Origin of the sequence: Novacetimonas pomaceti (assembly GCF_003207955.1) — a bacterium.
GTDB lineage: Bacteria > Pseudomonadota > Alphaproteobacteria > Acetobacterales > Acetobacteraceae > Novacetimonas > Novacetimonas pomaceti.
On sequence record NZ_NOXG01000010.1, the window covers coordinates 48,124 to 72,802 of the forward strand.

The window sequence follows — 24,679 nt, forward strand, 5'->3', positions numbered from 1 at the left end:
GAAATCCGTTTCAGGCTGTTTTCGGAACCCTGCCGACGATACATTTTTCGTATCGTACAGAGGTTTTTGGTGAAGCTTTTTGCAAAAAGCTTCAAAAGAACGCCGCCTTTTTGAAAAAGGGCGGCACCCAAAAACTTCTGTTATTTCTTATCAATCACATACAATGTGATGTCAGGAATCAGCGCGGAAACGCCGTTGCAGCATGGCGCGCATCGCCTTGCGCGCCTTGCCGGCATCGCGCCCCACCTGAATAAGGGCCGGGATCTGCCCCGGATGGGCCAGAACGCTGCGCAGGATCGGCCCCAGCGCGATTTCCCCATCCGCCTGCAATGCCACGACCGCTGCGGGCGGCAATGTCCGGTCGGCGGGATCGCACACCACCCGCAGGACCGCAAAGGGAACCTTGCGTTCGGAACAGACCTGCGCCACGACGCCGCTTTCCATATCCAGCCCCTCGCATCCGCTCCGGGCGAACAGTTCGGCCTTCCGGGGGGCGTCGGACACGATCACGTCGCTCTGCAGCAGGTCGCCCCGCTGCACGCTGCGCAGGCCCTGCCCCAGCCAGTCGGAAAAGGCCGGATCGGTGGGAATGCGCGCGCCATCGACCACGACATGGCGCGGCAGCAGGATGATCCCTGCATACAGCGCGGGGTCGAGGCCCGCCGCAAGCCCGAACGACAGCACCGCGTCAACCCCGCAGGCCAGCAGCGTGGAGGTCGCGCGTCGCGCCCCGTCCAGCGTGGCGCCGCTGATCCCGAAACGCGCGTTGGGGAAAAACGGGCGGATCAGCGCGGCTTCCGCCTCCATCCCCACGACAATGCCCAGACGCGTGAACGGCGCGCCCGCGGGCATCGGCTGGAACTTTCCCACGATCAGAACCCGTATCCGACGCGACCGCTGTTGCTGGTCTGCAGGTTACGGTAACGCGACAGCGCCAGCAGCGGGAAGAACTGACGGTACCCATGATACCGCAGGTAGAAGACCTTCGGGAAGCCGACGGCGTTGTACGGCTCTTCCGCCCATTCGCCATCCTTGCCCTGCGTGCGCGCAAGGTAGGCCACGCCACGCGACACCGCCTCGTCATTCTTCAGGCCCGCGGCCATCATCCCCAGCACCGCCCACGCGGTCTGCGACGGCAGGCTCTGGCGGTATTCGCCATGCGGCCCGCCTTCATAGGATTCGCACCCTTCGCCCCAGCCGCCATCGGCGCGCTGCTTGCGACGCAGCCAGTCGGTGGCGCGGATGATCATCGGATCGTCATGCGGCACGTCGGCGGCATTCAGCGCGCACAGCACCGACCATGTGCCATAGATGTAGTTCGTACCCCAGCGCCCGAACCACGATCCATCCTTCTCCTGCTCCGCGCGGAGATAGGCGATCCCGCGTTCGATGCACGGCCGGTCCACCCCATGGCCAAGCTGCGCCAGGAAGGAAATGCAGCGCGCCGTCACGTCGGCGGTCGGCGGGTCAAGCAGCGCGCCATGGTCGGCAAAGGGAATGTGGTTCAGGACATCGAGGTCGTTGTCGATATCGAACGCGCCCCAGCCGCCATTGCTGCTCTGCATGCCGATGATCCAGTGACGCGCGCGTTCCAGCGCCTCATCATTCGCGGGATCGTTCTGCCGGTGCAGCAGCATGCCCACGACCGCCGTGTCGTCCACGTCGGGGTAATAGTCGTTGTTGTACTGGAACGCCCATCCGCCCGGCTTCACGTCAGGGCAGTTCAGCGCCCAGTCGCCCTTGACGTTAAGGATCTGGCGTTCACGCAGCCACCGGGCCGCCTTGTCCAGCTTCTGCTTCGTTTCCTCGGTCGCGATGCCATCGGGGCCCGATGCCGCCTCGATCATGGCATGTCCGGCAAGGCCGGTGTCCCAGATGGGCGAAACACAGGGCTGGCAATAGGTTTCGTTGCCCTGGTTGACCAGCAGGCGCTGCACCGCTTCCCATGCGGCGACGGCGCGCGGGTCGGTGTCCGGCACGCCCAGCGCACGGAACATCATGACGGTATTGGCCATCGCGGGATAGATCGCGCCCAGCCCGTCCACACCGTTGAGCCGCGCCTCGACAAAGTCCACGGCCGCGCGAATCGCGCGACGACGCGTCTTTTTCGGGAAAAAGCGTTCCGCCGGATGCAGGATCTTGTCGAGATACTGGAACACATAGCCCCACGGCGAACGGTACGGGCCACGGATCCAGTCGCGCACCTTGTCCGGCGGCGTGACGAACAGTTCGGGCACATGCACGCCGCGCGGGTTGAGCGCGCACGGACGCAATGCCCCCAGCACCAGCAGCGGCGCGATGACGGTGCGCGACCAGTACGACATGTTCCACACCGAAAACAGCGCCTTTTTGGGCATCAGCATCAGTTCGACCGGCATGGCCGGCGCGGCATGCCACGGAACGTCGCCAAACAGCGCAAGCTGGAGGCGGGTAAAGACGTTGGTCCGTTCCGCGCCGCCATGGTCAAGGATCGCCTGGCGCGCGCGGACCATGTGCGGCGCGTTGATGTCATCGCCCAGGGCCTTGAGCGCGAAATACGCCTTCACGGAAGCCGAAAGGTCGAATTTCCCGTTTTCATACAGGGGCCATCCGCCATGCGCGCCCTGGATGCGACGCAGGTAGACGCCGATCCGCCCCTCCAGCTCCGGGTTGATCCGGTCGAGGAAGTGTTCCAGCAGGACATATTCCGCGGGGATGGTGGCATCGGCCTCCAGATCGAAAACCCAGTGCCCGTCCTCGTCCTGCCGCTGTCCCAGCGCGGCCTGCGCGCGGGTGACGGCCGTATCGAGTTCCGCCGCCGGCAGGGGCGCGTCCAGCTTTACCGTCCGCGTGGCGGCGGTGGTCCTGCGCGTCGTGGTCTTGCGGGCTGTGCTGGTTGTCGTTTCGGGTTTTTTCGCCATTATTCCATGTTCCCCGCCCCATGACGGGGGCCTGTTCCAAATCCATGCATGTTGTGTGTTCGCGACATGTCCGGCCTATGCGCCACGACGTTCGCGGATGGCCCGCGCCGCGGCGGCGCCAGACCTGATCGCGCCCTCGATTGTGGCGGGCAAACCCGTTTCCGTCCAGTCCCCGGCCAGCATCAGGTTGGGCAGCATCGTGCGCGTGCCCGGCCGCATGCGGTCCTGCGCCGGGGTCGCGGCAAAGGTCGCGCGCTTCTCCCGCACGATGCGCATGGGTGGCATCTCCTCCGGCAGGGGGACCGTCAGGGCCGGGTCCAGCGCGGCGCGCACCTCGTTCCAGATATGGCGGGCCAGCGCATCGGGATCATACGTGGCATAGCGGTTGGCCGCGCTGACGGTGACCGACAGGATGTGGTCCTTGATGAAGACCCATTCGCTGATGCCGCCCACCAGCCCGATGAAGCGCGCCTGCGCCAGTCCCCCCGTCGCCACGGGCGCGTAGGGAAGCGCGAAATGCGCGTTCACGATGGCCTCGAACGCATCCGGCGCGTTGAAGCCGGGCACGCGGTCCGCCAGGAGGGAGGACGCGACGGGCGCGGGAACCGCCATGATCACGGCATCGTCCGGCCCGATGGTGATCGCGTCCTGCCCGGTGCCGCGCAGCATCGTCACGCGCCCGTCCCCGACCTCCACCGCGCTGATGCGGCTGCCGGTATGGACCTGCGCCTTCATGACCGACAGGTGGGCCAGCGCCGGGTCGACGAAACTTTCCGACAGTCCTTCGCGGGGGAAGCGCGGCAGGCAGTGGCGTCCGCCCTGCGCCAGGCTTTCGCGCACGACCGCGCCCAGCAGCGCGGCGCTGCCCACGTCGGGCATGGTGTTGAGGACGGAAATCGCGAACGGCTCCAGCAGCCGCGACGACAGCGCGCCGGGCTGCAGGCAGTCGGACACCACGGTATCAGGGTCCGCCTCCATCAGGCGCAGCAGGCTGCGCAGTTCGCCCAGCCGCATGCCCGGCACGCGACGGCGGCGCGACAGCACCCACAGCGGCAGCTTCCCGCGCGACAGGTCCAGCGTCCAGCGCGCGCCGTCGCCAAGGTCCATGAAGGGGAAAACGGGACGCATCGGCCCCGTCAGCGTCTGCTGCGCCCCGATCAGGCCGAGATAGCGGTTGACCGCGCGATTGCCCGACAGCAGCAGGTGATTGCCGTTGTCGATGCGGCAGCCCAGATGCCGGTCCACGTACGAACGCGCACGCCCGCCGCAGGCCGGCCCGGCCTCGTGGACCGAGACACGTTCCCCCGCCCCCGCCAGTTCGATCGCGGCCGACAGGCCCGCCAGGCCACCGCCGACGATATGGATATGCCCGCTCATGCCATTGCCCATGACGGTCGTCACGACACCAGCACGCGCGCGGCGATCAGCAGCTTGCGCGGCCGCGACAGGGACACGCGGCATTCGGGATGGCGCCATCCCTGCCGTTCCTGCGCCGCCAGGATCGCGGCATAGGTCGCGCCCATCACGCGGGCCGGACGCATGGCGCGACGGTCGCACTGGCGCATCGCGGCGGCGGCGGCGCGGAAATGGTCATGCGCACGCCCCGCCAGGATCCGCCCGACCGACTCCAGTCCCTCCGCATGGCATGCGCCCTGCGGGGTCAGCGGCACGTCGAAACGCGCCAGAAGCTCCGCCGGGAGGTACAGCCGCCCGCGCTGCGCGTCCTCCGCCACGTCACGCAGGATGTTCGTGATCTGCAGCGCGCGGCCAAGGTGGAAGGCCACCGTGTCGGCAGCGGGGGAGGAATCGCCGAACACCCGCACCGACAGCCGCCCCACGGCGGAGGCGACACGGTCGCAGTATAGGTCGAACGTCGCTTCGTCCGGGGCGACGATGGGGCCACGCGCATCCATTTCCATGCCGTCGATCACGGCATTGAAATCCTCCTGCCGCAGGCCGAACGTCCGGATGGTCGCCAGCAGCACGCGATCCAGCGCGTCCCGTGCTTCCCCCGCGTACAGGCGGCCGATACGCTCGCGCCACGCATCCAGCCGCTGGCACTTGTCCTGGGGCGTGCCATCGTCGTCGGCCACGTCATCCACCAGCCGGCAGAAGGCATAGACGGCATACATCCCGTAACGGCGATCGGGCGGCAGGATCTGCATGCCCTTGCCAAAGGACGTGCCCGAATCCCTGACCACGGCCTCGACCTCGGCCAGGTCCGCGGGATCGCATCCCAGTGGCGTCCCGCCATCATGCCGCGCACGCAAAAAAACCATCCCCGCCTTTTCCGTTCAATCCAAGGTTCACAGTGTCTGTTGCCGGACGTTCTTTAACGGCAATCGCCGCAACGGCAAAATCGCGCGCCGTTCAGGTCATCCGCCGATCACGCGCAACGCGCCCGCCATCGCCGCCAGCACGTCGCCACGCGACAGCCTGACCCGTCCCGCCACCGGGTCCTCGCGCCGCAGGCGCGCGGCAAGGCGCTTCGACAGCCCGACAATCACCGCGCATTCCATGCGCATGCGCCGGTCGCGCACCAGTCCGGGCAGGCGGGCGGCTTCGTCATTGAGGCGATCGACCTCGTCCAGCATGGCGTCGAACACGCGGCGCAGCGCCGGCAGGGCGAACGGACCATACAGATCCTCCAGCCGCGCGCCCTCGCGCTCCATCCATTCCCGCGGGAGGTAGCAGCGGTCGAGCTTGCGCAGGTCGTCCGCGCAGTCCTGCAGGTGATTGATGACCTGAAGCGCCGTGCACAGCGCATCCGAAGGCCCCGCCGTCTGCGGCCCCTCCCCATGCAGGTCCAGCAGGAAGCGCCCCACGGGATTGGCGGAATACCGGCAGTATTCGACCAGTTCGTCCCAGGTTTCATACCGGTTCTTGACCGCGTCCTGACGGAACGCGACGATCAGGTCAGTCGCGGTTTCGACCGGCACGCCGGTGCGCGCGAACATCTCGCGCACCCTTGCCGCCGTCTGCGCATCGGGACGCTGCGGCGCGGTCCTTGTGCCGCGCACGACCTCTTCCATCGCGTTCAGGCGCGCGATCTTGGCCTGTGGGTCCAGCCTGTCGGTATCGACGATATCGTCGATGACACGCGCGAAATCGTAATAGGCATGGACGTAAGGACGCATCTGACGGCTGATGAGCAGGGACCCTACGGGAAAATTCTCGTCCCCCGCGCCCTTGCCCGACGATACGTCCTCGCTGCCCCAGACGTCATGTTCGGCTGTATTCACCCCAGGTCATCCCCCGTCATCGTCCTGTTCATGACCGCACCATTACCCTTTTGCTGGATATAGGTCGAAATCGCACCATCGGTATCGGTATAGGCGCGGCTTTTCCAGACCACGCCGCGCCCGCGATGGTGATTAATGGCCGAACCGATGGTCGCCAGCGTATAGAACCCGGCCACGGCCGGCAGCAGCAGCGCCCACGCGGGCGACAGGTTGAAGCGGCGCAGCGTGGGGGTGTAGGACGCCATGGACATGACCCACGCCCCCGCCCCCAGCAGGCACGCGGCGCCATGGGTGAACAGCGCCAGTTCCATCGGCGCGATCCACACCACGACCATGCCCACGACCGTCCCCAGCAGCATCAGCGGCGAATATCCCAGCTGCACATAGGCCGTGCGGGCCACCATGCGCCAGATGTCGTGCGGATGGGGATAGGGACGGATCGAACGCGCAAGGCAGCTGTGCCCCAGATAGATGCCGCCGCCGCTGTGCTTGACCAGCGCCGCCAGCGTGCAGTCGTCGATCAGCGCGCCGCGCAGGCTGGCGATCCCGCCGATGCGCGTCAGGGCCGTGCGCCGGATCAGGATGGTGCCCCCCGCCGCCCCGGCCGTCCTGCTGCGCGGGTTGTTGACGCTGGCGAAGGGATACAGCAGGGCGAAGAAAAAGACGAAGGCCGGGACCAGCATGCGCTCGGCCGGGCTGACGCAGTTCAGTTCCACCATTTCCGACACCTGGTCCAGCCGCGATGCCTGCGCCTTGGCCACAAGGGTGGAGACATGGCGGGGATCGTGGGTGATGTCGGCATCGGTCAGAAGGATGAATCCGTCATCGGCGGGGCACAGGCGCCGGGCCTCGGCCTCGCCCTGGCTTACGGCCCACAGCTTGCCGCTCCATCCCGGGGGGCGGGGCTTGCCCGTCACGACCGTCAGGCGCTTGCGGGGGTCCGGCACCCTGCGCGCCAGACGGCCGGTCCCGTCGGTGCTGCCGTCGTCAACCACGATGACATGCATCCGCCCCGGATAATCCTGCGCCAGGAGGGAGGCGACGCATTTGCCGATCGAGGGTGCCTCGTCACGCGCGGGCACCACCACACAGACATCGGGGCATAGCGCGCGATCAAGCTTCCTGCCGTCCACGGGCCCCAGGATCGGGCCCGCCTGCCAGAAATGCCCGTGAAAAAAGATCAGCCATCCCCATATGGCCAGCGCCAGACATGAAAGGGCGATAAGGAACATGACCGGACCTCAATCCAGCATGCCGTGCTGGCGGAACCAGTCGATGGCGTCCTTGACGGCCTCACGCGCGGGACGGGGGGAATACCCCAGTTCGCGGATCGCCTTGTCGGAGGAGAAGAACATCTTCTTGTGCGACATCGCCAGCATTTCGCGCGTGACGCGCGGGGCGATGCCGAACATGCGCGACAGCCATTCGCTGACGATCGCGATCGGCCAGATCACCGCCTGCGGCAGGCGGATGCGCGGCGGCGCCACGCCAGCCAGTTCCGCCGTCATGGCGAACAGGTCGCGCAGCAGGTAATTCTGGCCGCCCAGGATATATTTTTCCCCCAGGCGCCCGCGTTCCAGCGCCAGCGCGTGCCCTTCGGCCACGTCATCGACATGCACGATGTTCACGCCCGTATCGACATAGGCGGGCATGCGCCCCGCCGCGCAGTCGAGGATCATCTGCCCCGTCGGCGTGGGCTTGATGTCGCGCGGGCCGACGGGGGTGGACGGATTGACGATGACGGCAGGCAGCGCGCGTTCATGGACAAGGCGCAGGACCTCCTGCTCCGCCCGGTATTTGGAGCGCTTGTAGATCCCGATCACGCCATGTTCATGAACGGGCGTTTCCTCGTCACAGATCGTCCCGTCACCGATCAGGCCCAGCGCGGCGACCGAGGAACAGTAGACGATCCGTTCCACCCCGGCGCGCTGCGCCGCGAGCATGAGTTCGCGCGTGCCCTCGACATTGGCGATCATCATCGGCACCGGATCGGGCACCCACAGGCGGTAATCCGCCGCGACATGAAAGACATAGCGACATCCGCGCACCGCCGCGTCAAAGGTGGACGGGGTGGAAAGGTCCCCTTCCACCAGTTCGCACGGAATATCCCGCAGGTTGGTAAGGTCACTGCCCTTACGCACCATCAGGCGGAGCGAATGGCCACGCTCCAGCAGGTTGCGGGCAACAGCGGAGCCGACAAAACCGGTTGCACCGGTAACGAGCGTTGGGGCAGTCATGACCTGAACTAGCACTCCGTAACAGAATTCAAGATTGCGATACGGACTCGCAACCAGCAAGAAGTACCATTTATCCCGACACCTCGCAGTGGCGCCAGACCCTGTCGTGGTGTAAGTCAGGCCCGCACTGTCACTTCGGGCGGCATTGCGACCGCTTTTCGGCTTAACAGACGCATTACGGATCTTTCTTGAGAAAGCTTACCATCCTGCTGGCCTTCCTGGGCCTGGCCCTTCTTACCGGTTGCACGGCGTGGCTTGGCGCGGGCTCGGTCATGAAGGCGATCGTGTCGATCGGCTTCGTCGGATTCATGGCGACCGTGCTGGCGCAGCTTGCAGTCGATGCAATACTGGGTCTTGCCTGGCACGCGGCTTGTCGCGACATTCCGTTCTGGCAGCTGCTGGTTTCGCGCATGATCCGCGATGCGGCTGCGTCATGCCTGCCCTTCTCGCAGCTGGGGGGAATGGTGATCGGCATCCGCGCGACCTGTTCAAGCCACCTTTTCGCCGGGCGGCGCGGACGCACCATCAGCGGGCCGGAGGCGGCGTGCGCGAACCTGGTCGACATCACGACGGAGGTGATGGGCCAGATCCTGTTCATCCTGACCGCCGTGCTGTGCCTGGTCGCCCACCAGCAGTCCAGCCCCTTTGCCAAGCCGGTCATCATCGGGCTTGTGCTGCTGACGCTGGGAATCGGGGGGTTCATCTGGACGCAGCAGCATGGCGGCTCGCTGCTCAAGCGCGCGGGGCGCATGCTGGGTCACAACATGGCGACCCAGTGGCAGGACGCGATGATGAGCAGCGCCGACAGCCTGCAGGAACGTTTCGACGCGATCTGGTCGCACCCGCGCCGCATCGCGGAGGCGGCGTTCATGCATTATATCGGCTGGCTGGGCAGCGCGGGGACGATCTGGGTGGCCTATTATTTCCTTGGCGCGAAACTCAGCTTCAGCGGCGCCATCGCGATCGAGGGGGTGGCCTGCGGCATCATGTCCGTCTCGTTCCTGGTGCCTGCGGGCCTTGGCGTGCAGGAAGCCGCCTATATCGCGCTGGGCTCCGCCTTCGGCATCGCGCCTTCGGTGTCGCTGGGGCTGTCGCTGCTGCGGCGTGGGCGCGAACTGGTCATCGGGATTCCGATGCTGCTGGGCTGGCAGGCGATGGAAATGCGCAGCCTGCGCCGCAACGCGCCAGATCAGCCGGAGCCCGAGGCATCCACCCCCGCGCCCGTCACCGCCCCCCCGTCGGGCGAGCAGTCGCCGTGACATGCGACACGCGCCCCCCATGCCACCCGAACGCCGCCTTCCCGTCCCTTACGGTTTCCGTCCGGTGCAGCCATGACCGCCACCACGCCATTCACCCCCCTGTTTGACAGGCTGGTCATCATCGGCCCCGGCCTGATCGGGTCCTCCATCCTGCGTCGTGCGCATGAGAATCGTGCCATAGCGCGCGAACTGGTGGCCAGCGACATCGACGCCGGCGTCTGCGCGCGCGTGCGCGAACTGGGCATCGCCGACCGGGTGGAGGCCGACCCCGCCCGCGCGGTGGTGGGCGCGGACTGCGTGATCCTGTGCGTGCCGGTCGGGGCGATCGGCGCGGTTGCGGCACAGGTCGTCCCCGCGATGAAACACGGCGCGATCCTGAGCGAGGTGGGATCGACCAAGGTATCGGTCATCAATGGCGTCCTGCCCGCGCTGGCATCGCGGCCGGACATCGCCTTCGTGCCCAGCCACCCGATGGCGGGCACGGAATATTCCGGCCCCGACGCCGGTTTCCCCAGCCTGTTTGAAAACCGCTGGTGCCTGCTGACCCCGCCGGAGGGAACGCCCCACGACGCGGTGGCGCGCATCACAGCACTGTGGCAGGCCATGGGGGCGCACATACGCACCATGACGGCGGAACACCACGACCGGGTCTGCGCCATTGTCAGCCACCTGCCGCACCTGCTGGCCTTCACCATCTGCGGCACCGCCGATGACCTTGCGGGGGAAACACGCTCCGAAGTGCTGGATTTCGCGGCGTCGGGTTTCCGTGATTTCACCCGCATCGCGGCCTCGGACCCGACCATGTGGCGCGACATCTTCCTCAACAACCGCGAGGCGCTGCTGGAGATGCTGGATCGCTTCATGGCCGATGCGCACGCCATGGCCAAGGCCATCCGGGAGGGCGACGACACGGTCATCGTCAATCGCATCACCCGTGGCCGCGCCATCCGGCGCACCCTGATCGAAAACCGCCAAGCCTGACAAAACCCTGAAGTCATAAAGGTTTTTGGTAAAGCTTTTTGCAAAAAGCTTTGAAGGACGTCGCCTTTTTGAAAAAAGGCGACACCCAGAAACTTTTATTTATCAGGGGATTATTTTCAGACCCCTGAAGAAAACACCGGGCCAGACGCGCAATGGGCGCCCGGCCCGGCGGGGGTCATTTCACCCGCGCCACGCGCAGGGTATTGGTGCTGCCGGTCACGCCAAAGGGCAGGCCCGCCGCGATGACCACGGCATCCCCCACACCCGCGCACCGGCTCAGCGTCGCGGCCTCCAGCGCCTGATCGACCACGGTTTCGATGCCATAGACCGGCACCTCCTGCCCTGCCGACAGGGCGATGACCCCCCATGCGACACACAGGCGCCGCGCGATTTCATCGGTGGGGGTCAGGCCAATGATGGCGCAGTCAGGCCGTTCGCGTGAAATGCGCAGCGCCGTGCGCCCGCCCAGCGTGAAGGCCACGATGACCGGCGAATCCACCGAAATCGCCACCTGCCGGGTCGCCGCCGCGATCGCGTCGGCCACGCTGCTGTCGGCGGGGGGCGGGGTGGCGGCCTGCATCGTCAGGGTCCATCCCGCGTCGCCTTCGACGCTGCGCACGATGCGGTCCATGATCTCCACCGCCGCGCGCGGATAATCGCCCACGGCGGTTTCCGCCGACAGCATGACCGCGTCCGCCCCGTCGAACACCGCCGTCGCCACGTCGGATGCCTCCGCGCGGGTGGGGGTCGGGGCATGGACCATGCTTTCGAGCATCTGCGTCGCCACGATCACGGGACGCCCCATGCGCCGCGCGACGCGGATGATGCGTTTCTGCGCGACCGGCACCTGTTCGGGCGGCAGTTCCACCCCCAGGTCGCCGCGCGCGACCATCACGACATCCGACAGGGCCATGATTTCATCCAGGTTGTCGATCGCCTGGGGCTTTTCCAGCTTTGTCAGGATCCATGCCTGTCCCCCCACCAGTTCGCGCGCGTCGCGCACGTCCTGCGGGCGCTGGACAAAGGACAGGCCGACATATTCCACCCCCAGTTCCAGCGCGAAGGCAAGGTCGCTGCGGTCCTTTCTGGTGATCGCGGGAATCGGCAGGACCACATCGGGGACATTCACCCCCTTGCGATCCGACAGCACGCCGCCGATCACGACCTGCGTCAGGAGGTGGCCCGCCCCCTTTTCACGCACCACCAGCTTCAGCCGCCCGTCATCAAGCAGCAGGTTGCTGCCGGTCGCGGCGGATTCCACGATTTCGGGATGGGGCAGGTGGACCCGCGTCTCGTCCCCCGGCCGGTGATCGAGGTCGAGGCGGAACATCGCGCCGGGACGCAGCGTGACGCTGCCCCCCGCGAAGGTGCCGATCCGCAGCTTTGGCCCCTGCAGGTCCGCAAGGATCGCCAGCGGACGCTGTATTTCAGCCTCCACCGCGCGGATGGTGGCATGCCGCTGCGCATGTTCGGCATGCAGCCCGTGGGAGAAGTTGAGGCGGAACACATCCACGCCGGCATCCGCCAGCGCGCGTATGATCCCATAACTGGAAGTAGCCGGGCCCAGCGTCGCCACGATCTTGGTCCGTCGCTGGTTATGCGCGAATGAAGCGTCCATCGGGAATCCTCTTTGCCGGACCGGACAAGCGCGAGGAAACATGCCGCGCGGCTCGACCCGGTCCCGGCCATTGCCTGAACCGGTATTCCCCGCGCATGCGACCGCAGGGAACACCCTGCCATCGCGCGCGCCCAGCATCCGTCAGGACGGCGAGATGACTTCCTGTGGCAGCAGTCCCCACAGCGACTGTCGTTCCAGCCAGCCGGAATACTGCTTGACCGTTACCTGGCACCAGGTCGAACCGGCCTGGCACTGGCGCAACGTCCCCACAACGCCGGGTTTGAGCACCGCGACGACGGGCGACGCGGGATCAGCCTTCGCCCGCAGCATGATGGCCCCCGGAATGGCTGCCGCCTGCGCCGCGTCGGCCACGTGCCCGATGATGCGGCTGTCGGCGCGGCCGATGACATCCGTTTCCTTTTCAGACGGTTGCCCGGCCTGCCGCGCATCGCCCTGCACTGGCTGTCCCGGAATGACGAACGTGCGCGTCCCCACCAGGGTTGCCTGATGCACCCAGCCTTTCTGTCCGTCCGCGTCCTCCACCAGACGCCAGACATCGAATTCGCGTTCGATTTTCACCGGCAGCCCCCGGCGGTGGTACACCCACTCGATCGGGTAACGCTGCCCCGGCCCGGCACGCAGGTTCACCTCGTCCGCGCGGAATGCGGCAAAACGCGGCAGCGGCAGGCCCGTAACACTTCCCTTGTCCGGCGCGCCGGGGGGCACGCCCGGCGCGGGCGGCGCGGCGGCATTGCCACCCGTGGCCGCCGCGGCAGCCGCAGCCGTCGCGGCACCCGCGGCGACCGGCGCGGCGACGGCGGGATGCGCATGGTGATGTGCGGGGGCGGCAGTGGAAGAGGCGGCATGTTCATGCTGATGGGCGGCACCCTTTGCCTTGTGCCCGGCATGGGCCTTCTTGCCCGATGCCGCCTTGCCTTGCGCCGCCTTTTCCGCCGCTTCGCCCTTGTGATGGTGGGCGCCGTGATGGTGGTGATGGGTGGTCGTGGCGGTCGCGCCCGTGCTGGCGGGCGTCGTGGCCGCCAGCGCCGCGCCGCCCTGCCAGAGGGGCATCAGCACGGCCGCCACGCATACGACGCCCCACAGATGACGCGATCGCCCCCCGATGAAGGGGACAACCCGTTTTCCCGCCATCCGCGCGGGGGGGGAAACATGCGGGGTGAAAACATGCCGCGTGCCTTGCGCCATCGCGTTCCTCAGTCCTTTTATAATGTGATGACCTGTCGCCCACGGGCGGCATCCAGAAATGTCGGCACCCCCGCGACACGCACCGATGGCAAAAGCGCGTCAGGGGCCAGATCACATACCCTCAGTCCCGCCTCACACGCCAGCAGCCCGCATTCCAGTTCGACCACCGCGTCGCGCAGGGTCGCGAATGTCGCAACGCCGCGCGCGGCCATGTCGGCGTCCCGCCCCGAATCGCGCAGCCCGCGCCAGTCGCGCGCCAGGGCGTGAACCCCGCCCCCCGCCGCGAACAGCACGACCGAACGCCCCAGCGCAAGTGCCGAGGCCGCGAGGACAAGCGCATAATGTGCCCGTTCATACCCGCCGTCGAGCAGCAGGATCGCAAGATCGCCGTCCCCCACCCCCCCGTCATGCCCCGATGCCGCGCCCGTCACGATACGCCGCCCGCGTCATGGGCGCAGGCCGGGCCGTGCGTGTGGGCGCGATGCGCGGACAGGTCATGGATGGTGGCATGGGGGCCGCACAGGCGGCAATCCGGATCGGCGGGCAGGGTGATGGTATGGAACCGCATCGCCAGTGCATCCCATATCAGCAGCCTTCCCGACAGCCCCTCCCCGATTCCAAGGATTTCCTTGAGCACTTCCGTCGCCTGCAACGTGCCCATCACGCCGGTCACGGCGCCGAACACGCCGGCTTCGGCGCAGGAGGGCACCATGCCCGCGGGCGGCGCGGACGGATACAGGCAGCGATAGCAGGGACCGCCCTCATGCGGACGGAAGGTCGAAAGCTGTCCCTCGAACCGCAGGACCGCGGCGGACACCAGCGTCCGGCGTTCCAGCGCGCAGGCATCGGCCAGCAGGTAGCGGGTGGCGAAATTGTCGCATCCGTCGCACACGATGTCATGGGCGCGAACCAGTTCGCGCACGTTGTCAGGACCCAGCCGGATGTTATGACAATCGACCCTGACGCCCGGATTTATGGCCCGCATCGCCGCCGCCGCCGATTCGACTTTTGCATGGCCGACCCGCGCCGTTACATGGGCGATCTGGCGCTGCAGGTTCGACAGGTCCACCACGTCGTCATCAACCAGCCCGATGCGCCCCACCCCCGCCGCGGCAAGGTACAGCGCCAGCGGGGAGCCCAGTCCCCCTGCCCCGACAATGAGAACGCTGGCCCCGAGCAGGGCTTCCTGTCCCGTGCCGCCCACCTCCGGCAGGAGGATGTGCCGGGCATAGCGCTGTATCTCTTCTTCGGAAAAATCCACCCTTCATCCCCTGCCCGCTGTTATTGCAAAGCCTGCGGGCGCCGCGTTATTATCACGTTTTCGTGATCCCATGAGCTTCATTTCATGAAACCAATGCATGCCGGATATGTTTCCCGTATAAGATGAATCATGTCACAAACCACACATGGGGGAATATAAAACAATGTCTTCTCTTTCCCGCATGAAAATCCCGTTCTCGCTGTGCGAAATGCGGCGCCAGCAGGCACGCTGGATATGTGCCGGGACGTTTGCCGCGGCAACATCGCTGTATGCCGCGTCGCCGTTTGTCACATTGTGGTCGATCTCTTCCGCCATCCAGAGCCATGACATGCATGGGCTGGGGCAGACGCTGCGCTGGAATTCGGTGCGCGACAGCCTCAAGACACAGGCCATCGACGAACTGATCGGTGAAAAGCCGGCGGATGACGACCTGCCGGAATTCGGCTCGTCCTTTGCTTCCACCGCCGTGTCCAACGCCATCGACGTCCATGTGAACGAAGACAATCTCGGGGAAATCGTTGACCACCTTGTCCCGCAGGGGCAGGGCACAAACACGGTTTCGCCCATCATGTTCCTGCAGCGGATGCATGCGCGTTTCGTCAAGCCGGGGCTGTTTGAAACCAGCATCGTCATGCCCGGCCATGAAAACGAAACGCCGCTGCGCCTTCAGATGCGCATCCATGCGTTCCAGTGGAAAATCCATCGCATCGACCTGCCGACGGCGCGCCAGCCGCTGATGGAGGCCTCCGCCACGCAGGCGCAGCCGCCCGCCATCACCCGGCACTGACGTCCCCACCCGCCCCTTTCGCATGAACGCAGGCACGGGCCGGTCCCCACGGCGTCGTGGGGATGGCGCGTCGCGTGTTCAGCGCGCGGGGGGCAGGTCTTCCTCCAGAACCGTCATGTGCACGGCATAGGACACCTCGCCCTCGTCCTCGTCACGATGGATGGTGCCGACCACTTCGCCATTGACGGCCAGTTCGACCGACAGCCCCGCGCGCGGCGGCGCGTTGACGGTCAGGCCGGGCGATCCCAGCAGGCGGCGCAGGCAGGTCTGGAGGCGCGAGATCTCGGAAGTGGAAATGGCGGTCATCGTTCCTGTTCTCCTTGGCGGATGGCGTGTGGCGCGATCGCGAACCGGGGGCGGGATGGCCCATGTGGAAAATCCTGGGGGGCGCGTCCCTGCCTGCCGGATCGGGTCCGGCGCCAGAGTGAATGCGAATAGTGAATGCGGATATTGCCGCACGCTATAGGCACATGACGTGCCCCCCGCAACAGCCGCGTGCCCCCGATTTTCCCCATCCCTGCCCCGCGATCGCCACGAAGTCCCGGTCTTTTGCCACTTAAGGTTCATCAACAGCGCGATAGGAAAAAAGTTTGCGGATACGCTCCGTCACCCGTCTTGTGCTGCTGTGGCTGCTTCTGGCGCTCCCCATCGGGCTGACGGCGCTGGCGGCCAGCACCCAGCCCACGCCCGGCGCCCCGGTGGAGGCCACGCGCGTCCTGACGGCACGGGCGCTGGCCGCGCGGATCGCGGAAAACGGGGCGCGCAACAGCGTGGCGCAACTGGACCGGCAGCAGGCATGGCCCCATGTGATCCGCGCCGTATCCTCGGGGTGGGACGGGTGGATCGTGCTGGTGCCCGACCTGATCGCCAATACCGATAAAACCCACGTCACGGCGCTGCAGGGCGCGTTACGACGCGCAATCGTGCGCAACCCGCATGCCGTGCTGCAGGTCCTTGATCCCGGCAACGGGCCGCTTCTGGGCGGGGGGGCGATCTGCGTGGACACCAGGATGCCGAAACGCTGGCGCACGGATGTCATCCGCGGCGTGCAGGGGGTGCATGACATCCACCTCAACCACCAGGTCACCGACTGCCTGACGGCGCTTCACGCCCCGCTTACTGAAACGGCAGATAGCGGAAAGTGACGTAAATCGTATTGCCGCCCGTGGTCGGGTCGACCGACCGGCCCGCCCCGTTATTGCCGCTGAAGGCGATCTTGTGGACGTAGGTGTACTGCACGCCGGTCATCACCGCGCCATAACGTCCCTGCAGCACATGCCACCATCCGCCCACCGTCATGTCGGCGATGGTGCGGGTCTGCGCGTTACATGTGCTCGACGTGATTTCCTCGATATTGCACGATTCGAGGTCGAGGTCGCTGACGCCGTATCCGTACTGCATGCCATCCAGCCCGCGATAGGTGCGGCGTCCCGCCGTCTCGATCCCGCCATACAGATACAGCAGCACGTTGTTGGTCGGATGGCCGATCAGGCCCAGGCTGCCGATCAGTTCGGGAATGGGCGCGGGCGTGCCGTCAGGCTTGAACGTGGCGTCCGAAATCATCGACGGGCCATATCGCCCGATGCCCTTGCCCGCCAGCACGTTGCCCGTGACCTGCAGGAATTTGGGAATGGCATGGACGGTGATGTCGCCCCCCACGCCGCCGGCGAACGATACGCGTTCACGGATCGAATTGCTGCCATAGGTCTTCGCCAGCGACTTGAACCACCGCGCCAGGCCATACACCTCGTAATGCGCGAGGCGGGTATCCAGCGCGCCCTTGAGCACGATGTCCGGGGCCACGTCCATGCTGTATTTGGCGTTGGGGTTCAGCATGCCCGAACCGCTGTTGTTATACAGGATGTCGGTGCCGCCACGCATGCCCACGCCCGGTTCCAGCGTGCCGTCATTCAGCATGCCATCCGATTCGGCAAAGGCGACCTGCGGGGCCTCGAACGACAGGCCCACCCACCATTTGCGCCCGAAATCCTTGATGAAGCGGATCTGGGGCACGCGGGTAAAGACGATGCCGGGGATCTGGTTGTTGTCGACCACCGGCGGCAGCTGCTCATGCCGCGACAGCAGCCCCTGCGTATAGCCTGTCGTCAGGCTCCACGCCTGCCCCGCAAGGACATGGAACCCCCATTTCGTATCGCTGAAGGTCATGTAGGCCTGACGGATACGCGGGGTATAGCTGTTGGTCTGGTAACTGTTGGCCGTGCCCGCCGCGCCGCCGAAATCGGTTTCGATATAGGCCGACAGCACCTGATGGTCCGTCGGCGTTCCCTGCAGCAGCACGCTCAGTCGCGTCAGCTGCGCCGAGGGACGGTACTCGCCGGTATGGGCGTTGGGACTGTTGGCATAGGGGAAGCTGCCCCAGCTGGTCGCGGGGCCGCTGGTCAGGTTCTTGCTGCGGTAGATGTTGGAAAAGTCGATGAAGCCGCCCAGGCGCACCGACACGCCGCCAATGCGGAACACCGGCGGCAGGCTGTCCACGCCCGTCTGCGTGATCGACAGCGGGCTGGAGGAATCCATGTTCAGCTGCGGCTGCTGCTGGTTGTCGTTGTCCTGTACGGATTCGTTGGCCTCCTCCGCCGCAGTCTGGGCATCGGGGGAAACCGCTGCCCCCCCGATCGACAGGTGCCGCAGGTCGGGCACGGCATGCGGGTCGATCGGATGCGACGACACCCCCGTCGCCCCCCCACCCGACAGCTGGTTCTGGCGCACGCCGTGGCTGATGGAGGCATGCATGCCGTTCCCCGGCGCATGCGCGTGATGGGCCTCCAGCCGTTCGACCTTGGCCTCCAGCCGGCGCATCTCCTCGCGGATGGCCTGGATTTCCGCCAGGTCGTCCGCCCGGGCCGGCAGGGCGGCGCAGATCACGAGGACCCCCGGCAGCATCGCCCCCGCGCCACGCGCCAGCCGCCGCCACGCGCGCGCGTGGCGGCGGTCGCAGGCAGGGTCAGGCAGATTCCGCCAACAGCACATCAGTCCGGCACGCAGTCCTTCAAGTAAATACAAAAGACATCATCGCATGTGTAACAACATCGCCCGACGGGCGGAGAGGTGGATCCGGCGCGCACCGCACGCTGGCACACAAGTATTTCATGTCACGATGATGTTTTTTCGCATACACTTTGTCGTAGCATGTCTCATCAATAAAAATTTGAAAAACAGATATTTGGTTATTATTTAATTCAGCAGCTTATATTCGCATGATTATATATATTTCGTAATATTTCTTCCTATATTCGTGGTCGCGCGTCCATTTCGGGCACTGGATTTCACTGCATGGAAGCACGGCGGCATGAACACGACATCCTCTTCCCTCCCCCCGGCTTCCCGGCCCCCGGTGGATGACCGCCCCCTTTCCGGCGCGGCCCATCCCGACCACCCCCTGCACTGGACCCTGTACGGGTGCGAGATGGTGGCGACGGCCGTCCTGATGATCTGCGGCATCATTTCGGTTGCGATCCTGACGGTGCCGCAGACGCCGGTCGGGATATGGCTGGCCCCCCACCCCATCATCCAGACGGCATTATGCGGCCTGTTCTTCGGCCTGTCGGGCACGGTGGCGGCAATGACCCCGTTCGGGAAAGTAAGCGGCGCGCATGTGAACCCGTCGGTCTCCCTGGCGTTCGCGCTGGCGGGGAAGCTGGGGTGGATCGACCTGTGCGGCTATGTCGTGGCCCAGATCATCGGGGCGTGCCTGGGGACGTGGCTTCTGGCATGCGTCGCGGGGATGTTTCCGTCATGGGGACATATCGTGACGGCGGCCGGCTATGCCGCGACGGTGCCTGCCGCGTCCGTCCCGATCCTGTGGCCGCTGGTCACCGAACTGGTGCTGACCGGCCTGCTGATCCTGATGCTGTACTGGCTGGCGGGACATCCCCGCTTCAAGGAACTGACGCCATGGGCTGGGGGCCTGTTCTTCCTGCTGCTCAACCCCGTGTCGGCATGGCTGTCGGGCAACAGCTCCAACCTCGCGCGCAGCTTCGCGCCCGCCATCTTCTCCGGACAGTGGGCATCGTTCTGGATCTATGCCATCGGGCCGTTCGCGGGGGCGTCGCTGTCGGTGCTGGCGATCCGCACCCATGTCTTTGGCCGGATGGAGGTCGAGGAGGCGCGGCTGGTGAATTTCGGCCATCACGGGCGCGTCCCCTCCCTGTGGCATCCCACGCGCAAGACACCCGCCCCACGGCCATAAGGGGTTATAAGGGAATGTGATCGCGGCCGGGACTTGCAATCGCGTTCCGATCTTCCCAAACTATAGCGCAGTTGATGGGCTGGTTCATGGGAACCGGCCCGCAGACGTTCTCGGGGCGGGGCGCAATTCCCCACCGGCGGTGTTTGGCGCGATCCTGTGATTGCGTCATCAGTCCGCGAGCGCCTGCCGGCATTCGCCAGCAGGGTCAGCAGATCCGGTGAGACCCCGGAACCGACGGTTACAGTCCGGATGATAGAGAACGCATGTCAGGATGCCCGTCCCCACACATGGGGGCGGCATGCAGGCGTCGTGCGCCCTGGGTCCGTCCGCATGGGATGGAGAGTATCGTCGTGGACATGTCAGTCGGACATGCACGCACGGGGACAAGGGCGACCGGGCTTCCCCCCTTCATAGACCGCGCCTTCCACGCAGCCGTGGCGGAGGCCGTCCGCCATGTCGGCGCGACGGCGCCCAATCCGCCCGTGGGATGCGCGATCCTTGATGACGCCGGGGAAATCCTGTGCGTCGGCGCGCATCACCGCGCCGGCACCCCCCATGCCGAGGCCCGGGCCATCGGGCTGTGCCGTGAACTCGGCCTGATCGAACGCGCCCGCACCATCGTCGTGACGCTGGAGCCATGCAACCACACCGGCCGCACCGGGCCGTGTTCGCAGGCGATCATGCACACCCCCATCCGCACGGTCTGGATCGGGGCCGCCGACCCCAATCCCAACGTCGCCGGCGGCGGTGCCGACTACCTCCGCAATGCGGGGTGCGACGTGCGGTTCCTGTCCGGATACGACACCCCCGACGCCCGATGGCTGGCGCAGCAGTGCCGCAGCCTGATCATGCCCTTCGCCCGCCTGACGCGCACGGGCAAGGCATGGATCACGGTCAAGCAGGCGCTTGACGCCACCGGCTCGATGATCCCGCCTGCCGGACGCACGACCTTTACCTCGGCGGCGGCGCTGGACCTGGCCCACCGCCTGCGTCGCGCGACCGACGCGGTGGTCACGGCCACCGGCACCATCGCCACGGACCGCCCCGGCCTTGATGTGCGGCGCATTCCCGACCATCCGGACCGCATGCCGCGCCTGCTGGCGATCTGCACCACGCGCGGGCAGGTGGACGCGGAATATGCCGACGCCGCGCGGGCCCGTGGCTTTGACGTGCGGACCTGCACCGATGTGCGCGACCTGCCCGACATTCTGGGACAGGCCGGGGCGATGTGGGCGCTGGTGGAGGCCGGGCCGGGCCTGCTGTCCGCGCTGCGTGAACATGACATCTGGGATGACTGGCTGACGATCGGCGTGCGCCCTGACGGGACGGAGACGCTGGATGTCGCCATCCGCACGGGCACGGACACGCCGCTGCGCCTGTTTCGCGAACTGAACACCCCGAAAGGAACGGCATGTTTTCTGGGATCATAGAACATCTGGGAACCGTCACCACCACGCGCCCGGGCGAACGCGACCTTGAAATCCGGGTGGACACGGGCATCACGGACCTTTCGCTGGGGGAAAGCATCGCGGTCAACGGCGTGTGCCTGACGGTGACGGAGTTCGACGCGGCGGGCAATGCCGCGTTCTTCATCAGTCCCGAAACGCTGGAATGCACCTCCCTGCGCCAGCTTGCGCCCGGACGCCGCGTCAACCTTGAACGCGCGGTGACGCCCGCCACCCGCCTGTCGGGCCATATCGTGCAGGGACACGTGGACGCCACGGCGCGGCTGCTGTCCATCACCCCGGATGGGGAGGCACGCCACATCGCCTTTGCCGTGCCCGCGCGGCTGCGGCGCTATCTGGTGGACAAGGGGTCGATCACCCTTGATGGCATCAGCCTGACGCTGAACGCCGTGGGTGCGCCGGGGGCGGACGGCGATCCCGACGAATTCCGCATCGAACTCATGATCATCCCCCACACATGGGACCACACCACGCTGGGCACGCTGACGCCTGGCGCGACGGTCAACGTGGAGGTGGATGTCATCGCAAAATACGTGGAGACATTATGCCAGTACCGTTGATGCCCCCCCGGCTGGAAGAAGCGGTCGCGACCATCCGGCGTGGCGGCATGGTCATCCTTGTCGATGACGAGGACCGCGAGAACGAGGGCGACCTGGTGATGGCGGCCGAGCTGGTCACGCCAGAGGCGATCAATTTCATGATCACCCATGCCCGTGGCCTCGTATGCATGCCGCTGGCCCCCGCCATCGTGACGCAGCTGGGCCTGCCGATGATGACGCAGGTCAATACCTGCCCGCGCGGCACGGCGTTCACCGTCTCGATCGAGGCGCGCGAGGGCGTGACCACCGGCATTTCCGCCGCCGACCGCGCGCGCACCATCCTTGCGGCCGTGGCGCCGGACGCGCGACCGTCGGACCTTGTCTCGCCGGGGCATATCTTCCCGCTGCGCGCGAAGCCGGGCGGGACGCTGGAACGCGACGGGCATACCGAGGCCTCGATCGACCTCGCGCGCCTGGCCGGCCTGATTCCGGCGGCCGTGATCTGCGAAATCACGAACGAGGACGGCACCATGTCGCGCATGGACGACCTGCGTCCCTTCGCAAAAAAGCACGGGCTGCCGATCCTTTCCATCGCAGAACTCGCGGCGTGGCTGCGTGCGCGCGCGCAGGCCGCGACCACGCCGGGCGAACCCGCATCCCCCTTCCCCCGCGTCGAACAGGTGGCGCAGGCGCGACTGCCCAGCCGCTTTGGCGGCGAGGATATGATCATCCACGCCTTCCGCGCCCCGGACGGGACGGAACATGTCGCGATGGTCAAGGGAAAGCCCGATGCGAAGGGCACGGTCCCGCTGGTGCGGCTGCATTCGGAATGCGTGACGGGCGACGCGCTGGGGTCGCTGCGCTGCGACTGCGGGGCGCAGCTGCAGGCGGCACTTGAACGCATCGACCGCGCCGACGCGGGCGTGCTTGTCTATCTGCAGGGGCACGAGGGACGCGGGATCGGGCTGGCGAACAAGATCCGCGCCTATGCGCTGCAGGACATGGGACTCGACACCGTGGACGCCAACCACCGCCTCGGCTTCGACACCGACGCGCGGGACTGGAACGTCGCTGCCGACATCCTGCGCGCGCTGGGGATCGGGACGCTGGACCTGATGACCAACAACCCCGACAAGGTCAGCGCCCTGACGCGGCATGGGTTCGATGTCCGCAGGCGCGTCGCGCTGGATATCGCGCCCAACCCGTTCAACCGCGCCTATCTGGATGCCAAGCGCACCCGCATGGGCCACAAGCTCTGCCTGCCCGCGACCGCGCCGGTCGAGGAATAAGGCCCCTTCAGGAACCAGTTGATGAGCACAAACATCCCCTCCACCACCGTGGACCTGACATTTGCCCGGCCACCGCGCCTGGCCATCGTGGTGAGCCGCTTCAACGAAACCGTGACGCACGGGCTGCGTGACGGCGCGCTGGCGTGGCTGCGTGAACATGACATCACCATGCGCGACGACGATATCCTGTATGCCCCCGGCGCGTACGAACTGCCGCTGCTGGCGCAGACGCTGGCGAAAACGGGCCGTTACGACGGCGTGGTCTGCCTTGGCTGCGTCATCAAGGGCGATACCGCGCATTTCGAATTCATCAGCCTTGGCGCGGCCGTGGGCCTGATGCAGGCGTCGCTTTCGACCGAGGTCCCGGTCGCGTTCGGCGTCCTGACCACCTATACCGATGAACAGGCCGTGGTGCGTTCGCGCGACGACATCCACAACAAGGGACGCGAGGCCGTGGCCGCCTGTGTCGAAAGTCTTGCATTGATACAGAAAATAAGAGGCTGTTAAGGTTGTGACATACCCGCGCGCGACACCCGCGCGCGGGCAGGGACACTGGCGCGACAGAAGGACGGCGGATGAGGCTGATCACTTTCATCGCCGGAACATTCGGGATCGGGCTGACGATATGGATGCTCTCCCGTTTCGGCCTGCATGACATCCTTGGCCTGATCGCCACGGGGGGGTGGAGCGTCGCCGCCGTTATCGTGTTTCACGCAACGCAGGTCTGTGCCTCCGCGCTGGCATGGAAAATCCTGACCGAAAGCCATCGCAGGCCGCTTCCGCTGGGGGATTTCCTTGCCCTGCGCTGCGCGCGCGAGGGTATCAACAACCTGCTGCCGGTGGCCCAGGTGGGGGGCGAGGTGATTTCGGCCCGCCTGCTGTCGCGCCGGCATGGCGTGGGCCTGCGCCGCGCCGCCGCCGCGACCATCTGCGACCTGACGATCGAACTGCTCAGCCAGGTGACGTTCACCCTGATCGGGCTGGGGGTGCTGTTCTGCCTGGTCAACCGTTCCGCCGTGACGGACGAACTGATGGAAAGCGCGGGCGCGGCGCTGCTGCTGGGCGCGGTCTTTTTCGGTAGCCAGTACCTGGGCGCGGTCTCGCTGATTGAGGGGCTGCTGATGCGCATCGCCGACCATCTGGGATGGGGCGGGATGGAGGACATACGCGGGCTGCACCACGAAATCATCACGCTGTACAAGACGCGCAGCAGTTCGCTGCGCGCGGGCGCCCTGCAACTGCTGGGATGGTCGCTTGGCACGTTCGAGGTCAGCATCATCCTGCATGGCGTGGGCCACCCGCTGTCCCTGCCGCAGTGCCTTGTGATCGAAAGCGTGGGACAGGCGGCAAAATCGGCGGGCTTTGCCGTGCCCGGCGCGCTGGGCGTGTCGGAAGGGGGGTACATCATCATCGCGGGCCTGTTCGGCGTCTCGCCGCAGATCGCGATCGCCCTGTCGCTGATCAAACGATTACGTGAAATCGCATGGGGCCTGCCCTCCCTCGTGGGGTGGCAGTGGATGGAGCTTCACTGGATCGCGCCGCCCGATGCGAAAACACCCGCACAGGTCCGCGAAGTTCCGGAACAGTCATGAAAATCGCGCCCGCCGCCCGCAGGGGCGTGACGCGCGCGCATGCGTCGCATCCCCCCTCGCACGCCATGTTCATGCCATACGCTGCGGGCACGGTA

23 protein-coding genes and 1 riboswitch are annotated in these 24,679 nt (G+C 66.4%); of the genes, 10 read left to right on the forward strand and 13 right to left on the reverse strand.

Going from position 1 to position 24,679, the window contains the following annotated elements; translation table 11 throughout:
* Positions 1-171 precede the first annotated feature (171 nt).
* The 7 genes from CFR71_RS09800 to hpnA form a co-directional block, all read right to left on the reverse strand.
* Positions 172-852 (reverse strand): phosphorylase family protein, encoded by a 681-nt coding sequence (locus CFR71_RS09800; RefSeq protein ID WP_110530666.1) that lies wholly within the window; start codon positions 850-852, stop codon positions 172-174.
* A 20-nt stretch (positions 853-872) separates the two neighbouring features.
* Positions 873-2,900, reverse strand: coding sequence for a squalene--hopene cyclase (gene shc, locus CFR71_RS09805; protein WP_110530603.1), 2,028 nt, complete (start codon positions 2,898-2,900; stop codon positions 873-875).
* A 75-nt stretch (positions 2,901-2,975) separates the two neighbouring features.
* Positions 2,976-4,277 carry a hydroxysqualene dehydroxylase HpnE gene (gene hpnE / locus CFR71_RS09810; RefSeq protein ID WP_110530668.1) on the reverse strand — a complete coding sequence of 434 codons (1,302 nt, stop codon included), beginning with the start codon at positions 4,275-4,277 and terminating at the stop codon, positions 2,976-2,978.
* Between the two features lie 20 nt (positions 4,278-4,297).
* Complete coding sequence (hpnD, locus tag CFR71_RS09815; protein ID WP_110530606.1) at positions 4,298-5,179, reverse strand: presqualene diphosphate synthase HpnD; 882 nt, start codon at positions 5,177-5,179, stop codon at positions 4,298-4,300.
* A gap of 96 nt (positions 5,180-5,275) precedes the next feature.
* Positions 5,276-6,142 (reverse strand): squalene synthase HpnC, encoded by an 867-nt coding sequence (gene hpnC, locus CFR71_RS09820; RefSeq protein ID WP_110530608.1) that lies wholly within the window; start codon positions 6,140-6,142, stop codon positions 5,276-5,278.
* The gene (locus tag CFR71_RS09825) at positions 6,139-7,374 is read right to left on the reverse strand and encodes a glycosyltransferase (RefSeq protein WP_110530610.1); all 1,236 of its coding nucleotides are present in this window, start codon (positions 7,372-7,374) and stop codon (positions 6,139-6,141) included. Before CFR71_RS09825 ends, hpnC begins: the two co-directional genes overlap by 4 nt.
* A gap of 9 nt (positions 7,375-7,383) precedes the next feature.
* Positions 7,384-8,379 carry a hopanoid-associated sugar epimerase gene (gene hpnA / locus CFR71_RS09830; RefSeq protein ID WP_110530613.1) on the reverse strand — a complete coding sequence of 332 codons (996 nt, stop codon included), beginning with the start codon at positions 8,377-8,379 and terminating at the stop codon, positions 7,384-7,386.
* Positions 8,380-8,567: 188 nt separating this feature from the next.
* Here hpnA and CFR71_RS09835 point away from each other — a divergent pair, with 188 nt between their 5' ends.
* Both CFR71_RS09835 and CFR71_RS09840 read left to right on the forward strand, forming a co-directional pair.
* Positions 8,568-9,638: a lysylphosphatidylglycerol synthase domain-containing protein gene (locus tag CFR71_RS09835; protein ID WP_239019495.1), complete on the forward strand. Its 1,071-nt coding sequence runs from the start codon at positions 8,568-8,570 to the stop codon at positions 9,636-9,638.
* Positions 9,639-9,710: 72 nt separating this feature from the next.
* Positions 9,711-10,619 (forward strand): prephenate dehydrogenase/arogenate dehydrogenase family protein, encoded by a 909-nt coding sequence (locus CFR71_RS09840; RefSeq protein WP_110530615.1) that lies wholly within the window; start codon positions 9,711-9,713, stop codon positions 10,617-10,619.
* A gap of 175 nt (positions 10,620-10,794) precedes the next feature.
* On the opposite strand, the gene pyk is transcribed toward CFR71_RS09840, so the two are convergent.
* The 4 genes from pyk to CFR71_RS09860 form a co-directional block, all read right to left on the reverse strand.
* The gene (gene pyk, locus CFR71_RS09845) at positions 10,795-12,237 is read right to left on the reverse strand and encodes a pyruvate kinase (protein ID WP_110530670.1); all 1,443 of its coding nucleotides are present in this window, start codon (positions 12,235-12,237) and stop codon (positions 10,795-10,797) included.
* A 141-nt stretch (positions 12,238-12,378) separates the two neighbouring features.
* A complete protein-coding gene (locus CFR71_RS09850; RefSeq protein WP_110530617.1) occupies positions 12,379-13,443 on the reverse strand; it encodes an SH3 domain-containing protein in 1,065 nt (354 codons plus the stop codon).
* Between the two features lie 17 nt (positions 13,444-13,460).
* Positions 13,461-13,874 (reverse strand): DsrE family protein, encoded by a 414-nt coding sequence (locus CFR71_RS09855; protein ID WP_239020349.1) that lies wholly within the window; start codon positions 13,872-13,874, stop codon positions 13,461-13,463.
* Entirely contained in the window at positions 13,871-14,704 is an 834-nt protein-coding gene (locus tag CFR71_RS09860) for a HesA/MoeB/ThiF family protein (protein WP_110530619.1), read from the reverse strand. The genes CFR71_RS09855 and CFR71_RS09860 overlap by 4 nt, the downstream gene beginning before the upstream one ends.
* A gap of 163 nt (positions 14,705-14,867) precedes the next feature.
* On the opposite strand from CFR71_RS09860, the gene CFR71_RS09865 reads away from it, so the two are divergent.
* On the forward strand, positions 14,868-15,491 hold the full coding sequence (locus CFR71_RS09865) for a DUF2939 domain-containing protein (protein ID WP_110530674.1): 624 nt from the start codon (positions 14,868-14,870) through the stop codon (positions 15,489-15,491).
* A 78-nt stretch (positions 15,492-15,569) separates the two neighbouring features.
* Here CFR71_RS09865 and CFR71_RS09870 read toward each other — a convergent pair whose 3' ends face one another.
* Positions 15,570-15,797: a DUF3126 family protein gene (locus tag CFR71_RS09870; protein WP_110095138.1), complete on the reverse strand. Its 228-nt coding sequence runs from the start codon at positions 15,795-15,797 to the stop codon at positions 15,570-15,572.
* A 284-nt stretch (positions 15,798-16,081) separates the two neighbouring features.
* On the opposite strand from CFR71_RS09870, the gene CFR71_RS09875 reads away from it, so the two are divergent.
* A complete protein-coding gene (locus tag CFR71_RS09875) occupies positions 16,082-16,636 on the forward strand; it encodes a hypothetical protein (RefSeq protein WP_239019494.1) in 555 nt (184 codons plus the stop codon).
* On the opposite strand, the gene CFR71_RS09880 is transcribed toward CFR71_RS09875, so the two are convergent.
* Positions 16,608-18,479 (reverse strand): hypothetical protein, encoded by a 1,872-nt coding sequence (locus CFR71_RS09880; protein WP_408891821.1) that lies wholly within the window; start codon positions 18,477-18,479, stop codon positions 16,608-16,610. The two genes, CFR71_RS09875 and CFR71_RS09880, sit on opposite strands and share 29 nt — an antisense overlap.
* Positions 18,480-18,798: 319 nt before the next feature.
* Here CFR71_RS09880 and CFR71_RS09885 point away from each other — a divergent pair, with 319 nt between their 5' ends.
* The 6 genes from CFR71_RS09885 (at position 18,799) to CFR71_RS09910 (ending at position 24,584) form a co-directional block, all read left to right on the forward strand.
* A complete protein-coding gene (locus CFR71_RS09885; RefSeq protein WP_110530678.1) occupies positions 18,799-19,698 on the forward strand; it encodes an MIP/aquaporin family protein in 900 nt (299 codons plus the stop codon).
* Positions 19,699-19,800: 102 nt separating this feature from the next.
* Positions 19,801-19,963, forward strand: a riboswitch (FMN riboswitch).
* A gap of 91 nt (positions 19,964-20,054) precedes the next feature.
* Positions 20,055-21,128 carry a bifunctional diaminohydroxyphosphoribosylaminopyrimidine deaminase/5-amino-6-(5-phosphoribosylamino)uracil reductase RibD gene (ribD, locus tag CFR71_RS09890; protein WP_110530680.1) on the forward strand — a complete coding sequence of 358 codons (1,074 nt, stop codon included), beginning with the start codon at positions 20,055-20,057 and terminating at the stop codon, positions 21,126-21,128.
* Positions 21,110-21,724 carry a riboflavin synthase gene (locus tag CFR71_RS09895; RefSeq protein ID WP_110530622.1) on the forward strand — a complete coding sequence of 205 codons (615 nt, stop codon included), beginning with the start codon at positions 21,110-21,112 and terminating at the stop codon, positions 21,722-21,724. The genes ribD and CFR71_RS09895 overlap by 19 nt, the downstream gene beginning before the upstream one ends.
* The gene (ribB, locus tag CFR71_RS09900; protein ID WP_110530624.1) at positions 21,724-22,992 is read left to right on the forward strand and encodes a 3,4-dihydroxy-2-butanone-4-phosphate synthase; all 1,269 of its coding nucleotides are present in this window, start codon (positions 21,724-21,726) and stop codon (positions 22,990-22,992) included. The genes CFR71_RS09895 and ribB overlap by 1 nt, the downstream gene beginning before the upstream one ends.
* Positions 22,993-23,013: 21 nt before the next feature.
* Positions 23,014-23,499 carry a 6,7-dimethyl-8-ribityllumazine synthase gene (gene ribH / locus CFR71_RS09905; protein WP_110530626.1) on the forward strand — a complete coding sequence of 162 codons (486 nt, stop codon included), beginning with the start codon at positions 23,014-23,016 and terminating at the stop codon, positions 23,497-23,499.
* A gap of 68 nt (positions 23,500-23,567) precedes the next feature.
* Entirely contained in the window at positions 23,568-24,584 is a 1,017-nt protein-coding gene (locus tag CFR71_RS09910; protein WP_110530628.1) for a lysylphosphatidylglycerol synthase domain-containing protein, read from the forward strand.
* Positions 24,585-24,679: the final 95 nt, after the last annotated feature.

Excerpts from the sequence above, each read along its gene's own strand:
- ribH (WP_110530626.1), top strand. The coding sequence starts at position 23,014 with ATGAGCACAAACATCCCCTCCACCACCGTGGACCTGACATTTGCCCGG.
- CFR71_RS09880 (WP_408891821.1), bottom strand. The coding sequence starts at position 18,479 with ATGTGCTGTTGGCGGAATCTGCCTGACCCTGCCTGCGACCGCCGCCAC.
- hpnA (WP_110530613.1), bottom strand. The coding sequence starts at position 8,379 with ATGACTGCCCCAACGCTCGTTACCGGTGCAACCGGTTTTGTCGGCTCC.
- shc (WP_110530603.1), bottom strand. The coding sequence starts at position 2,900 with ATGGCGAAAAAACCCGAAACGACAACCAGCACAGCCCGCAAGACCACG.
- ribD (WP_110530680.1), top strand. The coding sequence starts at position 20,055 with ATGTCAGTCGGACATGCACGCACGGGGACAAGGGCGACCGGGCTTCCC.
- ribB (WP_110530624.1), top strand. The coding sequence starts at position 21,724 with ATGCCCCCCCGGCTGGAAGAAGCGGTCGCGACCATCCGGCGTGGCGGC.
- CFR71_RS09870 (WP_110095138.1), bottom strand. The coding sequence starts at position 15,797 with ATGACCGCCATTTCCACTTCCGAGATCTCGCGCCTCCAGACCTGCCTG.
- CFR71_RS09840 (WP_110530615.1), top strand. The coding sequence starts at position 9,711 with ATGACCGCCACCACGCCATTCACCCCCCTGTTTGACAGGCTGGTCATC.
- CFR71_RS09865 (WP_110530674.1), top strand. The coding sequence starts at position 14,868 with ATGTCTTCTCTTTCCCGCATGAAAATCCCGTTCTCGCTGTGCGAAATG.
- CFR71_RS09895 (WP_110530622.1), top strand. The coding sequence starts at position 21,110 with ATGTTTTCTGGGATCATAGAACATCTGGGAACCGTCACCACCACGCGC.
- CFR71_RS09850 (WP_110530617.1), bottom strand. The coding sequence starts at position 13,443 with ATGGCGCAAGGCACGCGGCATGTTTTCACCCCGCATGTTTCCCCCCCC.
- CFR71_RS09800 (WP_110530666.1), bottom strand. The coding sequence starts at position 852 with ATGCCCGCGGGCGCGCCGTTCACGCGTCTGGGCATTGTCGTGGGGATG.
- CFR71_RS09825 (WP_110530610.1), bottom strand. The coding sequence starts at position 7,374 with ATGTTCCTTATCGCCCTTTCATGTCTGGCGCTGGCCATATGGGGATGG.
- hpnD (WP_110530606.1), bottom strand. The coding sequence starts at position 5,179 with ATGGTTTTTTTGCGTGCGCGGCATGATGGCGGGACGCCACTGGGATGC.
- CFR71_RS09910 (WP_110530628.1), top strand. The coding sequence starts at position 23,568 with ATGAGGCTGATCACTTTCATCGCCGGAACATTCGGGATCGGGCTGACG.
- CFR71_RS09885 (WP_110530678.1), top strand. The coding sequence starts at position 18,799 with ATGAACACGACATCCTCTTCCCTCCCCCCGGCTTCCCGGCCCCCGGTG.
- pyk (WP_110530670.1), bottom strand. The coding sequence starts at position 12,237 with ATGGACGCTTCATTCGCGCATAACCAGCGACGGACCAAGATCGTGGCG.
- hpnE (WP_110530668.1), bottom strand. The coding sequence starts at position 4,277 with ATGAGCGGGCATATCCATATCGTCGGCGGTGGCCTGGCGGGCCTGTCG.